Source organism: Anabaena sp. FACHB-83 (genome assembly GCF_014697485.1).
Lineage (GTDB): Bacteria > Cyanobacteriota > Cyanobacteriia > Cyanobacteriales > Nostocaceae > Nostoc_B.
In genome coordinates this window covers 61,733-76,035 of the sequence record NZ_JACJRY010000013.1, presented here as the reverse complement: position 1 = coordinate 76,035, position 14,303 = coordinate 61,733, and the positions used below count along the sequence as shown (strand labels likewise).

14 protein-coding genes are annotated in these 14,303 nt (G+C 40.8%); 6 read left to right on the top strand and 8 right to left on the bottom strand.

Translation table 11 applies throughout. The annotated features are described in order from the left end of the window. Positions 1-126: 126 nt before the first annotated feature. On the bottom strand, positions 127-747 hold the full coding sequence (locus tag H6G79_RS17105) for a CBS domain-containing protein (RefSeq protein ID WP_190590340.1): 621 nt from the start codon (positions 745-747) through the stop codon (positions 127-129). 404 nt (positions 748-1,151) lie between these two features. Here H6G79_RS17105 and H6G79_RS17100 point away from each other — a divergent pair, with 404 nt between their 5' ends. From H6G79_RS17100 to H6G79_RS17090, 3 genes are all read left to right on the top strand, one after another. Then, the gene (locus H6G79_RS17100; RefSeq protein WP_190590341.1) at positions 1,152-2,309 is read left to right on the top strand and encodes a hypothetical protein; all 1,158 of its coding nucleotides are present in this window, start codon (positions 1,152-1,154) and stop codon (positions 2,307-2,309) included. A gap of 84 nt (positions 2,310-2,393) precedes the next feature. Then, positions 2,394-3,101, top strand: coding sequence for a M15 family metallopeptidase (locus tag H6G79_RS17095; RefSeq protein ID WP_190590342.1), 708 nt, complete (start codon positions 2,394-2,396; stop codon positions 3,099-3,101). Between the two features lie 178 nt (positions 3,102-3,279). Further along, complete coding sequence (locus tag H6G79_RS17090; protein WP_190590343.1) at positions 3,280-3,819, top strand: DUF3172 domain-containing protein; 540 nt, start codon at positions 3,280-3,282, stop codon at positions 3,817-3,819. 54 nt (positions 3,820-3,873) lie between these two features. Here H6G79_RS17090 and H6G79_RS17085 read toward each other — a convergent pair whose 3' ends face one another. The 5 genes from H6G79_RS17085 to nfi form a co-directional block, all read right to left on the bottom strand. Next, entirely contained in the window at positions 3,874-4,707 is an 834-nt protein-coding gene (locus H6G79_RS17085) for an AMIN domain-containing protein (protein WP_190590344.1), read from the bottom strand. 146 nt (positions 4,708-4,853) lie between these two features. Further along, the gene (locus tag H6G79_RS17080) at positions 4,854-5,360 is read right to left on the bottom strand and encodes a hypothetical protein (RefSeq protein ID WP_190590345.1); all 507 of its coding nucleotides are present in this window, start codon (positions 5,358-5,360) and stop codon (positions 4,854-4,856) included. 26 nt (positions 5,361-5,386) lie between these two features. Then, complete coding sequence (locus tag H6G79_RS17075; RefSeq protein WP_190590346.1) at positions 5,387-7,579, bottom strand: cation:proton antiporter; 2,193 nt, start codon at positions 7,577-7,579, stop codon at positions 5,387-5,389. Between the two features lie 500 nt (positions 7,580-8,079). Further along, positions 8,080-8,799 (bottom strand): GDSL-type esterase/lipase family protein, encoded by a 720-nt coding sequence (locus H6G79_RS17070; protein WP_190590347.1) that lies wholly within the window; start codon positions 8,797-8,799, stop codon positions 8,080-8,082. A gap of 115 nt (positions 8,800-8,914) precedes the next feature. Continuing rightward, positions 8,915-9,580 carry a deoxyribonuclease V gene (gene nfi, locus H6G79_RS17065; RefSeq protein WP_190590348.1) on the bottom strand — a complete coding sequence of 222 codons (666 nt, stop codon included), beginning with the start codon at positions 9,578-9,580 and terminating at the stop codon, positions 8,915-8,917. Positions 9,581-10,115: 535 nt separating this feature from the next. Between nfi and H6G79_RS17060 the strand changes: the two genes are divergently transcribed. The 3 genes from H6G79_RS17060 to H6G79_RS17050 all read left to right on the top strand — a co-directional run bounded on the left by H6G79_RS17060 (position 10,116) and on the right by H6G79_RS17050 (position 12,336). Then, entirely contained in the window at positions 10,116-10,475 is a 360-nt protein-coding gene (locus tag H6G79_RS17060) for a hypothetical protein (RefSeq protein ID WP_190590349.1), read from the top strand. A gap of 352 nt (positions 10,476-10,827) precedes the next feature. After that, on the top strand, positions 10,828-11,367 hold the full coding sequence (locus H6G79_RS17055; protein WP_190590350.1) for a Dps family protein: 540 nt from the start codon (positions 10,828-10,830) through the stop codon (positions 11,365-11,367). A gap of 201 nt (positions 11,368-11,568) precedes the next feature. Beyond that, positions 11,569-12,336 carry a ChaB family protein gene (locus H6G79_RS17050; RefSeq protein WP_190590351.1) on the top strand — a complete coding sequence of 256 codons (768 nt, stop codon included), beginning with the start codon at positions 11,569-11,571 and terminating at the stop codon, positions 12,334-12,336. A 190-nt stretch (positions 12,337-12,526) separates the two neighbouring features. On the opposite strand, the gene H6G79_RS17045 is transcribed toward H6G79_RS17050, so the two are convergent. Beyond that, positions 12,527-13,372, bottom strand: a complete 846-nt coding sequence (locus H6G79_RS17045; protein ID WP_190590352.1) for a metal ABC transporter permease — start codon at positions 13,370-13,372, stop codon at positions 12,527-12,529. Positions 13,373-13,448: 76 nt separating this feature from the next. Then, positions 13,449-14,273 carry a metal ABC transporter ATP-binding protein gene (locus H6G79_RS17040; RefSeq protein WP_190590353.1) on the bottom strand — a complete coding sequence of 275 codons (825 nt, stop codon included), beginning with the start codon at positions 14,271-14,273 and terminating at the stop codon, positions 13,449-13,451. Positions 14,274-14,303 lie beyond the last annotated feature (30 nt).

Sequence of the window (14,303 nt, the reverse complement as noted above, 5' to 3'; positions counted from 1 at the left end):
GTGGGTGGTCTTTTTAACTCAGCACTCAGCACTTTTAACTCAGCACTCTTCATTTTTGACCCTCCGAATTTTAGATTTTGGATTTAATCTAAAATCGCAAATCTAAAATCCAAAATTGGTTGACTTCTAAGGATTATAGTTACGGCATTCTGGCGCATTGGGATTTTCTCGACAGTACTCTTCAAAAGAAACTTTTGCCGAAACCATCGCTTCAGCTTTTTGATGGGCGGCTTCTGCTTGCAGTTCTTCCACCTCATCCCAAGCAGCAGCGCAGGCTTTAGAATAAGCACCATGTTGGGTACAAATAGCGCGAGCAGTTTCAACCGCTTTTTGAATTTTTTCGTCTAACCTGAGTGCTGTTGGGGCTTCGATAAAATTACTCTTGGTCAAAATATCTGTAATTGAGATAATACCTAACAGCTTGCCTTGAATAACTGGCGCTCTGCGAATACCAGTATTGGCAAACAACCGCGCTACATATTCCACACTTAACTCAGGATTAACGACAATACAGGGTTTGCTCATAATTTCATAAACCCGTACTAGCTTTGGGTCTTTACCGTAGGCTATTACCTTATAGACAATATCTGTTTCGCTAACCATACCATAGGCATCATTATCATAGCGACGATCTACAACCAAGGCACGCAAGTTATGGTCTTTCATCAGCCGGACGGCTTCAGCAACAGTGGCAGAACCGCGAATGGTAATTACATCCTTGGTCATGATATCTTCAGCTTTCATCATTGCTGTAGTCTCCTGGTAAATAGCATAGGAGGAGGGGAGATAGGGAAAGCAGAGGGAGCAGAGGAGTAGCGGAGCAGAAGGATAATTAGCTAATTTTTTCTTCCCTATTCCCCACTCCCTACTCCCTACTCCCTATTCTCTATTCCCCATTCGCTACCACAAAGTTAGTGCAGGTTGGAATTTATGATGTTATCGAAAGTGACCGAAGCTCACTATGTCGGCATAATGATTTTGTGAAAGTATGAAGTGGGAGAACTCTAGTATGAAATTTTATACTTAAACCTGCATTTTTTATCCGTAATCAGGCTAGGATGATCACAGCATCATCCAACTACGGCTGCAACTGTTTTGCTGTAAGTTTGCACCCAGGTATACCGTCTGCCAGTAAATTCTGAGACTCTGCTATGTCAAATCGTCATTATCCACCCGCTTACTTACGTTATCTCAAAGCTAGGTTATGGAATTTTAGCAAGCCTGCTTTTTGGGGAACAGCGATTTTTTTATCAGTGCTAGGGCTAGTAATTCGAGAATACTGGACTAACCCAGATGCGTTTACTGGCAAACAAGACGGCGAAGCCACAGCACAACAAGCTGATAATTCTTCTCTGTCGGATGAAGATAAAGCGATCGCTGCTGATATTGATAACTTACCAGTTCTGTATAATGATACTGACCAAGCAAGCACTCAAGTAATTACCAGTTCCTCTACAGATAACTCTAAACCGAAAAAAGGTAAAGATTTTTTACAGGATGTAATTAACAAGCAAAAATCTTCTAAGAATACTAAATCAATTCCCAACTTAGAAACCAGTGGTGGTACATCTGGATTTGATAGTAAAAATCCTTTTGTTGCTCAAACTGAAAGTTTATTAAAGTTTGGCATCCAAAATAGTAGCGGTAATCAGTTGTTAAATTCTTCCTCTCAACCACAAGGATCAACCGATAACCCTTATGCAGTGGGAACCAGTACCACCCAGCCACCAAACAATCCCTACAACTCTATTACCTCTTCAACAACCACTCTTCCACCCTCAACTAACCAAACAACACCGTCTAATATTAATAGTGCAACCACCAATCCCGGCAATAGCTTTGGTCAAACTCCATACACCGGGCTTTCGCAGAATTTATCGAACGTTAACGGCACAACTACAAATTTCAGCAATAATTCCGGTATAACTTCCTATACTTCCCTTCCCCAAAGTGTACCGACAAATACGCAGAATTTCCTCCCTAACACCAGTTTAAATAGTGGGACAAGTTACATCCAGCCAACTGTAACCAGTCAGCCAACAAATTATTATAACGGTGTCAACACTGCCCAGCCTTTGACTAATTCAGTACCATCAATAAACACAACACAACCTATTAATTCAGTTGCACCAACTACCACTACACCCACTACTGTACAGAATTCCTCTGCATATATTGTGACACCATCGGCTCCTGCCAGTTATCAAGACAACCGCTATTTTAGGGGTTTACCAGTTCAAATACCTTCTAATACTTCCATTCCCGGACAGTATACAGGTGGTGTGCAAGGAAATCCTTATGGTTATTAAGTTTTTGACCAAATTGGGATAGATAGTATGATTTAAGATTCTGGAAAGTAAACCAAAATCTTAAATCTAAACACCAAAATTGGTATGAGACCTTATCACCATATCCCCATTATTGAATGCGGTGAACCACTGGTAGAAATTCCTTTGCATCTGTTTGCGGTGGAGTCTCCCCATCCTTATGAAAAGTTAGGCGCTATTTATGGAGAATATTCGCCTTATTATCTCCGCCAAAGTGTTGTAGACAATTTAATCAAAGCTCAAAATTATTTAGAATTGCTGCATCCTCATTGGCATATTCAAATTTTTGATGGTTATCGTCCGGTGACTGTACAGCAGTTTATGGTCGATTATAGCTTCGGGACGGCGTTACAAGACAGGGGACTGATAGAAGCTGAGTTATCGCCAACCCAACGCCAAGAAATTTGGGAGGCGGTGTATCAAATTTGGGCGGTTCCGAGTCTGGATGAAAAAACGCCGCCGCCTCATAGTACCGGGGCTGCGATAGATGTGACATTAGTTGATGATGCAGGGCTAATAGTAGATATGGGTTCGCCGATTGATGAGTTGTCAGAGCGATCGCATCCCGATTACTATGCTCATCATCCCCACCCCCAAGCACAAAAATATCATACCCACCGTCAGCTTTTAAATGATGTCATGTTAAAAGCTGGCTTTCAACGTAATCCTAGAGAATGGTGGCACTTTTGTTTTGGGGATCAAATGTGGGCATGGCTGAATAATCAAGCAAATCCCGCTAAGAACTTTACAGCGCGTTATGGTCGAATTCTGTAACCAAGTTCTGAGTGCTGAGTAGTCATTGATATATTCTCCCTTGTCTTCCCTATCCTCTCAAAAGTCATGATGCTACTAAAATTTTACAGACAATCATTGCCCAAAATCGGCATACTGAAATAAGGAGAGCAGTGCAAACAGCTCCCTGCTTTCCAAAATGTGAAGGTGTAAAGTAAAAATGAGACGTAAATCTACTGGTAGATCAGCCACAACATCTAAACCACCGGCTTTTCAGCCTTCTCTGTTCAACCTCACCACGATCGCTGTTTTGGGAGGTGTGCTAGTTTTAGGTATTGGCATTGGCATTGCTTTTAGCTCCACAACTACATTAACGCCCTCCAACGTAGCTTCGCGGGAGTTTATTGATACAAAAGCCCCCAACCCAGAGATTTGCGTACAATACGGCGCTAGTGCAATGGTGATGGATGCGAGATTATTTGTCACACTCAACCCATTTAACGTTTATGTTGCTCAACCAAGTATGCGTCCTGGATGTGTGTTACGGCAAAATAACTGGGCAATTTTAGAACAACGCAAACTTGTTACTTCTGATCAAGTCAGAGAATGTAAAAATCGTCTGAATACCTTTGGTTTTACAGGTAGTTTAGATAGCGAAAAACCTGATATTAGATGTATTTATCAAAACGAAGCAGCACAAAACTTCTTCACATCTCAACCAGGTGCAGTTGCATCGCCTCAAGAAACAGATAGATTTTAAAAGAGGCTAGGGGCTGGTATTTTTACTCAGCACTCAGCACTCAGCACTTTTAACTTATGGCTTGGGAAGAGGTTGTCCAAACTCAATCACTGGGATTTGGACTTCATTAGATTGATAATTTGGTGTGCTTGGTGTTGTAGGGACGGGAAAATTAGGGTTGGCTAGGGGTGGAATATTATTCGCATTACTAGGTTGATTAGGAAAGTTTGCTGGAGGTAGAACTGAGCCTTGGATTTGATAGGGGTTACTGGGTGTGAGGGGAGGTACTGTGATGTAAGGTTGCTGTTGGTTATTAGAAATGGGCGGTAATGTACTTGGTAACTGTAGATAATTAGAGTTGGAATTTAAATTAGTAGGTGTTGGCGGATAGTAGTTATGAGAAGCTGGCGGTAGACTGTTAATACTAGGCTGTCTGTTAGTCGGTTGAATTGAGAGATTTGTACTAGAAGTAAAAGGACGCAATACCCAGTGTGTGGGGTTGTATCTAGATACAGGTTGTAGTTTTACCTGATTGATGTCTAGATAAATTCCATCTGCTAAATCTAAAACAATCCGAGTTATGTTGGCGTTCAATTGGGAAACTCGGACTCGTTGAATTGCGCCAGAATAACTTTGCTTGGTTGCAACATAACCCAATTTAGTATCTGGCAAGTCAATAACCAGACGTGGAGGTTGGGAAAGATAGAAATATTGCGGCTTTGTTGCTGCTGATAATATAAATTCCAGTTGTGCTGCTTCTGGATAAAATCGCCAATCGTTCAATTTAGCGATTTGTGCCGCATGAGTACTAGGAGTTTCTAAAGAAATTGCTGTGTAAAATCCCAGCAAACTGATGCTAACTCCCTGACTCCATAATAAAAACCATTTAGGTTTTCGGTTTGTATACATTATTTGATTCCTTTGCAACCAGGATATTGATGTTGGGAGGGTGTAAGGGTTGGAAAAATATCTACCCTTTCACCAGCTAAACCCTTAGTTTTTAGTTTTCGTGCCTAACTTCACCCAATTTCTGACTTTCATAATTTACCCATATTTCAATGTGAATTTACTTTTTGTGACTTTTCTGGGGTTGATTGTTTAGCCGCAGTGAATCTCAAAGTTTGAGGAATGCCATTGACTGTGAATTGACCTGTAATTTTATCTTGATCTATCAGCTGTATTTGCATAGCGATCGCCTGACTTGAGTTAGTCTGAGAGTTGGAATCAAGACACAGAATTTTTGGATCAACTTTGCCAGAAAAACTGATCTGTTGATTTTTCAAGATACCTGTCAGTGAAGCTTGTTCAGCCTCTGCATTGGGATTAACTGGTACTAAAGAGGCATTCAAGTAAATACCTGATTGTTGCACATTTAATACCAGAGAATTTGCGGTTTCACAACTGGGTAATTTTGTCGCCAGAGTTAGAAGGTAGCGGCCATCAACTACAGGAGGGGCTTTGAGATTGCTTTCTCCATAGGCGGTGACGGTTTTAAACAACAGTAACACTGAACCTATGGCTACTCCGTAGAAGGTTAAAGATTTAACATTCAAATGATTCATCTGTTTAACTTGTGGAAATCCAAAATCTAAAATTGCGTGACTGTTGATTCTTGGTTGCTAATTTCTGGGAGAACAGAAGCCAAATGGGATGTAACTTGGCTGTGACGGCGGGTAATGAGTAGGGAAGAACGACATTGAATAGCTAAAGCATCTGTATATCTGCCTAGGGTTTGACGTTCAATTCCCCAAACGCGGCTAGTACCAGCAATTGTCAGGTCAACTGCTTCGGAAGCTTCTACTACAGCTTGAATTGGCTCTGGAGATTCGACTGTTTTAATTTCGATGCGATCGCGTACACTAGCTGGTAATTGCTCTATCATTTTGTGCAGTTCATAACTCAACTCTTCTTGATGTTGGTTATCTCCTAGTACTTGTAAAATTCGCAACATACAGGTGTCACGGTTCAGCAAGAGCCTCAAAGCTAAAATCAAGGCTAAATCATCATGGATATTGGCTGAGTAAGGCACTAATAAATTTTCTAACCGCTCTGCACCCCGGTCTACAAACACAGCCACATCCACTGGTGCAGTACTCAGAATTTGACCAACTCGACCACCTAAGCGATTATTACTAAAAGCTGGACGGTGCCATCCCACCAGAATTAAATCAGGTTGCTCAATTTTGGCTATTTGGGCAGTTTCTCGCGCTACATTGCTCGATATGCGAATGATGGGATGTATATGAGAACGAGCTATTGGCGGTTCTAAGGTATTAATCAATTCTTCGAGTTCCAGGCGACGCTGAAGAATTAATCGTTCTGCTTCCACTGGGGTACTCTCAAAAGCATAATCTTCTTGCAATTCAATTAAGCTGAGAGGATTGACAACAGCAGGTTGTTTGTAATTCAGCGCCAGTGCTACTGCCAACTGTACCAAACCTTTTTGGGTGCTGGGATTTGCCACCGGGACTAAAATTCGATAATTAGGAGCAGATTCAACAACAGTAGCAGTTTCAGCAGATGTTTCTGCTTCTAAGTCTGTTTCAACAACATCTAACTTAATTAGGCGTTTTGGATATGTCCACTCCAGTAGCGGCGAAGTCATAAATGTTGTTACCAATGCCATAATCACCAGCATGGTAAAGACTAGGGGCGAAATTACTTTTAACTCTAAACCGATATTCAGAACAATGAGTTCTGTTAAACCGCGAGTATTCATTAACCAACCAAGGGCTGAGGCTTCGCGTTTATTAATTCCACTTACACGAGCAGCGACATAAGTGCCAATATACTTGCCTGCGATCGCCACTAGCAACACCAAGCCACACAATAACCACAAATCAGGACGGTTTAATAAACCAATCTGTGTCCGCAAACCACTGTAGGCAAAAAATATTGGTAGCAGAAATATCAAAACAAAATCTTCAGTTTTGACGGCTAATTCTCGCACTAAATCTGCATTCTTGGGCATGGCGGCTCCCAATAAAAACGCACCAAAAATCAAATGAATCCCAATTAGTTCGGTGATGAGTGCAGAACCAACTACCGCCATATAAATTACAGCTAAAAGTAACTGGCTTAAGCGTCCAGTCCGGCGGTAGTAAGTTGCTAATCGTTTCAGAAACCAGCGCCCCACCGTCAGCATAAAGCCAATGTAGACTATGCTTTCAATAATGGTGGGTATAGCACCAAAAAAGTTACCAGTACGTGCTACTGCGATCGCTACTGCTAAAATACACCAGGCTGTCACATCATCGACGGCTGCACAAGTTAATGCTAGGGTTCCTAAGCGTGTTCCCTGCAAGTTATTTTCTGTAATAATTCGCGCCAATACAGGAAAAGCAGTAATTGACATTGCTGCACCTAAAAATAAGGCAAAAGCAGTAAACGAAACACCAGCATTAGAAACCAGAGGATACAGCAGTAAAGATAAAACAGTCGCCAGAGAAAACGGCACAATGATGCTGACGTTTGAGGTAAGAATTGCTGCTTGTAAGTTTCCACTAAGATATTTAGGATTAAGTTCTAACCCAATCAAAAACATGAAAAATATTAATCCCACCTGAGATAAAACATTAAGAAACGGAATTGTTTCTGGCGGGAACAAACTAGCTGCTACATGGGGGGCAACCAATCCAAATAAAGATGGGCCAAGCATAATCCCGGCAACAATCTCACCAATGACCAAAGGTTGCTTAATTGATTTGAATGCCAGACCTATGAGCCGGGACAGTCCAATAACAATCAGCACCTCGATGAGAACGAGAATAACTGTGTGCATGGTTTCCTCTGAATAACTATCTGGTTTCCCTAAGATGATTCTTGAAACAATGGGAAATTGTCAACCTAATTCATCATATTCCATGTAACTTTATGCTCTATTTTGATTTTAATTCTTGTTACATTACGGTCATATAAATCAAGAGCAAATTGGCTAAATTTAAGAGATATTCAGAGAAGAATTAGCAAAAATGCAGGATAAATATTAATGAATAATTAATAATACCCAGTTATATCTTTTGTGTTAACGCCTAAGCGTTGATTAACGCAGTTAACAATTTTAAATTAAATTTCCCCTGGAGAATTACTTAATATCAATGTGTTTGAGATAGTGTAAATTACTGGCAATTACTGATTTATAGCATTCCTAAATCATTCGTGAACCAAAAGATCCCCGACTTCTTCAAGAAGTCAGGGATCTGGTTGTTTTTGACGAATTCATTGATAAAAATTGGCGTGAGTCAAAGAATTATGGCTTTTAAATTGACTCCGCCGATACATTTATCTCAATTGGTATTCTGGTTGAGCATGATAGGGTGCTAAAGCATCCCATTTCAACACATCATCTAACAAAGCTTGGTAGCCTAATGTATTGGGATGTAAACCATCAGCATTCATTCTTTGGCGTAACCAAGTTTCACCGCGTCCTATCCATTGGTCAAAAATATCCAAGTAAGGAATTTGACGTTGTTGACAAGCTAGGCGCGTGGCTTCTTTATAACGGTGTTGGTCAGTATGATTGAAATAAAAACAATCCAAAAATGGCATTTTAGTTTCATCTACGGGTGTCATACCCACAAATAAAACTGGACAAAGTTGCTGCGCCAAGTCTAGTAAATGGGCAATATCGGCTTCAAAAGTGGCGAAATCTGTGTAATTTTTGCCATTGGGACGACCTAACCGCGCTGAATCATTCACCCCAACTGAAAGAATAATTAAGTCAGGAACACGATTACGGAGTTCGCCACGATGACGAAATTCTACTTCTAGTCTTTGGGCTACTTGTTGTGTGCGATCGCCTCTGACACCTAAATTATATAAAACATGACCAGCACTACTAGGCAACATCCACCATCGCCGCAGTTGTTCTACCCAACCACCACGTTCAGGATCACCAAAACCGTAAACTATGCTGTCTCCAAGAGCGACAATCTTCAAAGACTGACATTGATTAGGGGCTAAAGACAGTTGCATTGAAGAAAGAGCTTGTAATGTTTGCATCTTAAAAAAGACTATATTTTATATCTTTACAAGATTCTATACATTTCTACACTATTCCAGCGTATCTTTTTTGTCATGCGTGCTGCAATGTTGACTTTTCTGAATGTTTTACCGACTATCTGTTAGACGCTAACTTATCAGCGACACGGGTTGTTTCTGGTAATCTGTACTTTGGTGTACAGCGCAATACATAATCAATTGCTGTGGTTAAGCTAATTTTGTGACCACTAGAAATATACAAAGGTTTAACCCCAAAGCTCGTCCGTAACACTGCACCAATGGTTTCACCTTGATGTATGAGCGGTTGCCAACTACCTCTGGTTTCTGGCAATTCTTGATGCTTGCCAATGAACAGTGATTTAGCTACACCAATTGTCGGCATATCTAAAATTACCCCCAGATGGCTGGCTATACCAAATCTGCGGGGATGGGCAATACCTTGTCCATCACAGAGAATAATATCCGGTACTGTTTGAATTTTTGCTAAAGCATCCAGTACAGCCGGAATTTCTCGAAAAGAAAGAAACCCAGGAATGTAAGGAAATGAAGTCGGACGATGCGCCAAGGCTGTTTCTACAACTTTTAAATCAGGGAAACTCAGCACGGCTACAGCAGCACGGCTAATTGTACCCTCCTCTGTAAAACCCATATCGACACCAGCAACATAACTGATGGTTTCGGGAAGTTGATCTTCTGTAATTACTTGTTCGCGCAAACTTTCTTGAATGGTGATAGCTTCCTCTAGGGTTTGAGGCCAAGTATGGAGTTGATAAATCTTCATAATCTCTGAAGAGAAAAATTTAGTTAAATAGGTGCTATCGCTAATTTACTCTTTTCTGCTAATTCTCTATCTCCCCTCGACATCATCATCAAATCAGATTCCTTGATAAATACCACCAGCTAATCTGGCAATTACGCCACATCACCGCCAAATAAACCTAATAAACCGTTAAATTTAGTGATATTTTACCACTCTACCTACAGGTTGATATTCTCTCTCACTCAGAAGCGATCAACTTCACTCTCCAGGTCGATCCCAAAGTAGGATGATTCAACGTAAATATAAGATAGGTGAAATTCGCTAGAGAAATGATTGTGAAATAACTAAAAACTGCATGGCTATAAGAGCTTTAGTTCAGCCAACAGTGCCAGTAATTCATAATTAAATTATTCTGCAAATATTTACCTAAACATAAATTTTCAGCCCAGCATATCTTAATAAATTTACGCCAACATTTACCCTAATGATGGCTGGAATTTGCTGCGCTAGAAAAATATAACTTATTTGTTGTTAACTTTGTTTTTGAGGAATTCACATGAAGAATATGACTTCTGTTTTATCTCTATTACGTCCAGTACGTTTCCTAATTGTAGCTTTTACCTGTGCATTAGTTTTATTTTCTAATGCTTTTCCAGCTTTGGCAATTGAAAGCTATAAAAGTGACCCTACCGAAGCTACCACACAACTGCTAGAAACTCAAAAGAAAACTGATGAAGTTGCTAGATCCGCACCTCCTGGATTGCAACAAGTTCAAGAAGAATCTAATAAAGGACTCAACGAAGTTCAAGGTGATGCCGACATTGATAAAATGAAGCGTCCTGAAAATTCCCAAGATGCAACCTCAGTGAGAGATGAAGTAGAAAACCTGTTGGGAAAAGTCACAGGTAAACAGTAAAAGATAAAAATACTAATTAGCAGTTACAAAGGTAATCTGACTAGTGATATTGGGTAATATTGCATAATCTTTGAATGATAATTATGTACCAAGTAAAGACTTTGACTGCTGATTAGTATTAACATTTTTCATCTTTAACTCAGAAAATTCAAGATGCTTAAATACCCGAATTCTTTAAGGATTTGGGTATCTTGCTACTTATAATTGATTAAGATTTTTTCTATTATAAGTCATAGATTAATTCTCCTGAAGTTGTAAATAATTATTCTCTGGTAATCTTTCCTATGGTTGATGTAAATTATCTTTGATTTTTGTGAACTTAATAAATAAGTCTATTTAGGAATTAGAATCAATGCGTGCAATCAACATTGGTTTGACAGAAGAACAGCGTCAAGGTGTGGCTAATCTGTTAAATCAAGATTTAGCAGATGCCTATTTACTGTTAGTAAAAACTAAAAAGTATCATTGGGATGTAGTCGGCCCTCAGTTTCGGAGCTTGCATGAGCTTTGGGAAGAACATTACGAAAAACTAACTGAAAATATTGATGCTTTAGCCGAACGAGTTCGTGCTTTGGGTTCTTACCCAGTTGGCACAATGGAAGGATTTCTGCAACTCGCTACTCTCAAAGAACATTCAGGCGATGTTCCCACAGCCACAGGAATGGTTGCGAACCTTGTGGAAGATCATGAGCAGATTATTCGCAATCTCAGAGACCATGTTGATCAGTCCAGCGATCAGTTCCATGATGAAGGAACTGCTGACTTTTTAACTGGACTGATGGAAGAGCATGAAGAAATGGCTTGGATGCTGCGTTCTTTTATTGAAGGTCAAGAATTACAACCAGATGGTAGCAAGCCAGAAACCGGTACAAGAACGCCTGTAGGTGTGTAGTTCAACGCAGATTGATCTCTAAACCCAGGTAGGGCTAATACCATTTCACTTTAAACATGATACAGATATGCAACCAGCGCCTCGACTGCGCTCGGCGATCGCAACGCAAGCAGAGGCGCAGAGAAAGTGATTTGTATCAGTAATTGCGTGAATTGGTATGAGTCCTGAACTATACAAAAGCAAATTTTAAGGAGTATTCAAGTGCCAGAAGTCTATCAAGCAGAGCGTACTATTTCGGCTGTATTTAAAGAACAAAAGCAAGTTGATGATGTCATTCGACGTTTACTTGACCGAGGCGTGCCCAGAGATCATATTTCGGTAATGGGGCGGAATTTCCAGTCAGAAACGCGAATTGCGGGCTTTATTACGAAAAAAGATGTAATTTTAGGTGGATTGCGAACAGGAGCGATTTTTGGTTCGCTGTTTGGCTCTTTTCTTAGTTTGCTCACAGGTGTAGGTGTACTGTTCATTCCCTTTGTTGGGCCGATTGTGGCGGCTGGCCCAATCAGTGCATTATTATTAGGGGCTGCTAGTGGTGCGATCGCTGGTAGTGCTGGTGCTGGTTTAGTGTCGGTGTTCACCGCTTGGGGAATGCCAGAAGATAAAGCCACAGTTTACCAAACTCGCTTACAAGCTGGCGAATTTTTATTAATGACAGAAGTCCCAGCTAATCGCGCCGGGGAATTTCAACTACTTTTAGAAAGTGCTGGTGCAGAAGAACTGAGTACAATGGACAAAACTTTAGCGCATCCTTGTTCTGGGCCATGTAATAGCCCAGAGGATTTATCACCTGAAGTCCGCGCTCATTTGTCACAAGAAGCTCAACGAGTCTTCATCGAGCGTTACAATGCGGTGTTGAATGAAACCACTGATGAGTTTAATGCCGAACAAGCCGCTTGGGAAGCCATACACCAGCGTTTTGATGAAGATGAAAATGGTGTTTGGTCAAAACAAAAAATCGGTGTTTAAGGCAATACGGCTCGTTTAAGATCCCTCTGCCTATAGCGACCACCTTTTTAAGGGGTAAAAGAGAGTTGTTAGCCCCTTAAATAAGGGTGGTTGGAGGGATCGCAAAATATTTAATACATCACTAAAGACTTTTCAAACCTACTCTAAAAAACATTCTACATTTCTTCACTTACCCTCTGCATAAAAAAACTTATTTCTGATTCACACCTGGCATTAAAACTCCATGCTTGGGACTAAATAATAATGCCAAAATAAATAAACCTGATACTACCAAAACGATCGCCGGGCCGGAAGGTAAATTATAAAAGTAGCTGAGATACATTCCGCTAATACTGGAAAATACACCGATTACCGCGCCTAAAATCATGACTTCGTGTAAGCGTTTGACTAATAAATAAGCTGTCGCCCCAGGAGTAATTAACAGCGATAAAACTAAAATTACACCGACGGCTTTCATACTGGCGACAATTGTTAAAGCAATGAGTAACATTAATCCAAAGTTGAGGCGATTGACTGGTAAGCCGGCGGCATGAGCGCCTAAAGGGTCAAAGGTGTAAAATAAAAGTTCTTTGTAGATTAAAATTACTACTACTAAAACAATGGTAGCGATGATGGCTGTGTCTCGCACTTCATCAACGGTAACGCCGAGAATGTTGCCAAATAAAAAGTGATTCAGGTCGATTTTATTATCTTTTTGAACAACTGTAATTAAAGTGATTCCCAGGGCGAAGAATGCAGAAAAAACTATGCCCATTGCAGCATCTTCTTTAATTGGCGATCGCGTCCTAATCCAGGCGATCGCCATTGTACTCAAAACTCCGGCAATAAACGCGCCAACAAAGATATTTGCGCCTATCATGAAGGCGATCGCTAATCCTGGTAAAACAGAATGACTGATAGCATCACCTAAGAGTGCGAGTCGTTGCACCATTAAGTAACTACCCACAACTGCACACAATAAACCAACTAAAATTGCAATCACTAGCGATCGCTGCATAAAGCCGTATTGTAACGGCTCGATTAGTGCTTCTAGCATAAAGATTTAAACGAACCGCAAAGGGCGCATAGACACGAAGTGGCTTCCCGAAGGGTAGGACGCTAAGAAAAAGAGTTTAAGCTGCGTCGGAGAAGTACATAACTTTACCGCCGTAAGCCAGATGTAGGTTTTGTTCGGTGAGGACTTGTTGTCTAGAACCTGTGGCGACTAATTCGCGGTTGAGTAGAATCAAGTCATCAAAATGGGTGATGGATTCGCCTAAGTCGTGGTTCACGACTAGGACGATTTTATTTTCGGCGGCGAGTTCTTGAAAGACTTCAAAAATTACCGCTTGGGTTTTTTGATCAATCCCTACCAATGGTTCGTCAAAACAGAAGATGTCTGCTTGTTGTGTCAAGGCGCGGGCTAAAAAGACTCGCTGTTGTTGTCCTCCTGATAATTGTCCTATAGGGCGATCGCGGAATTCACTCATCCCGACTCTTTCTAAGGCGCTATTTGCTATTTGGCGACTCACTCCCGAAAAGCTACGCAACCAGCCTGTTTTCTTGACTCTTCCCATCATCACCACATCCCAAACTGTGGCGGGATAAGTCCAATCAATTTGACTGCGTTGGGGGACATAAGCCACTTTTGACTTTTGTTGCATCAATGGTTGGTTTTGGTACTTCACCACGCCACTACTAACAGGAACCAAGCCCAACATTGCTTTCATCAGCGTACTTTTACCCGCACCATTCGGGCCAAAAATCCCTGTTAATCTTCCTGGTTGAATCACACAGTTAATATCTCTCAAGGCTTCTTGAGTCCGGTAATGTACTCCCAAGTGGGCGATAGAAATTGCATCTGTGGAATTCATATCAATAGCTTTGATATACGATGCAGAACGTTCACCAATCTTTTGGGTATGTCCCAAGTTGGCGTAAAAAGAAACGTTTTCCATAAGGGTATTTTCATATTTATTACTTGAGCT

Coding starts and splice junctions, on each gene's coding strand:
- H6G79_RS17085 (WP_190590344.1), bottom strand. CDS start 4,707: ATGTATACAAACCGAAAACCTAAATGGTTTTTATTATGGAGTCAGGGA.
- nfi (WP_190590348.1), bottom strand. CDS start 9,580: ATGAAGATTTATCAACTCCATACTTGGCCTCAAACCCTAGAGGAAGCT.
- H6G79_RS17090 (WP_190590343.1), top strand. CDS start 3,280: ATGAGACGTAAATCTACTGGTAGATCAGCCACAACATCTAAACCACCG.
- H6G79_RS17075 (WP_190590346.1), bottom strand. CDS start 7,579: ATGCACACAGTTATTCTCGTTCTCATCGAGGTGCTGATTGTTATTGGA.
- H6G79_RS17095 (WP_190590342.1), top strand. CDS start 2,394: ATGAGACCTTATCACCATATCCCCATTATTGAATGCGGTGAACCACTG.
- H6G79_RS17105 (WP_190590340.1), bottom strand. CDS start 747: ATGATGAAAGCTGAAGATATCATGACCAAGGATGTAATTACCATTCGC.
- H6G79_RS17055 (WP_190590350.1), top strand. CDS start 10,828: ATGCGTGCAATCAACATTGGTTTGACAGAAGAACAGCGTCAAGGTGTG.
- H6G79_RS17045 (WP_190590352.1), bottom strand. CDS start 13,372: ATGCTAGAAGCACTAATCGAGCCGTTACAATACGGCTTTATGCAGCGA.
- H6G79_RS17040 (WP_190590353.1), bottom strand. CDS start 14,273: ATGGAAAACGTTTCTTTTTACGCCAACTTGGGACATACCCAAAAGATT.
- H6G79_RS17060 (WP_190590349.1), top strand. CDS start 10,116: ATGAAGAATATGACTTCTGTTTTATCTCTATTACGTCCAGTACGTTTC.
- H6G79_RS17080 (WP_190590345.1), bottom strand. CDS start 5,360: ATGAATCATTTGAATGTTAAATCTTTAACCTTCTACGGAGTAGCCATA.
- H6G79_RS17100 (WP_190590341.1), top strand. CDS start 1,152: ATGTCAAATCGTCATTATCCACCCGCTTACTTACGTTATCTCAAAGCT.
- H6G79_RS17070 (WP_190590347.1), bottom strand. CDS start 8,799: ATGCAAACATTACAAGCTCTTTCTTCAATGCAACTGTCTTTAGCCCCT.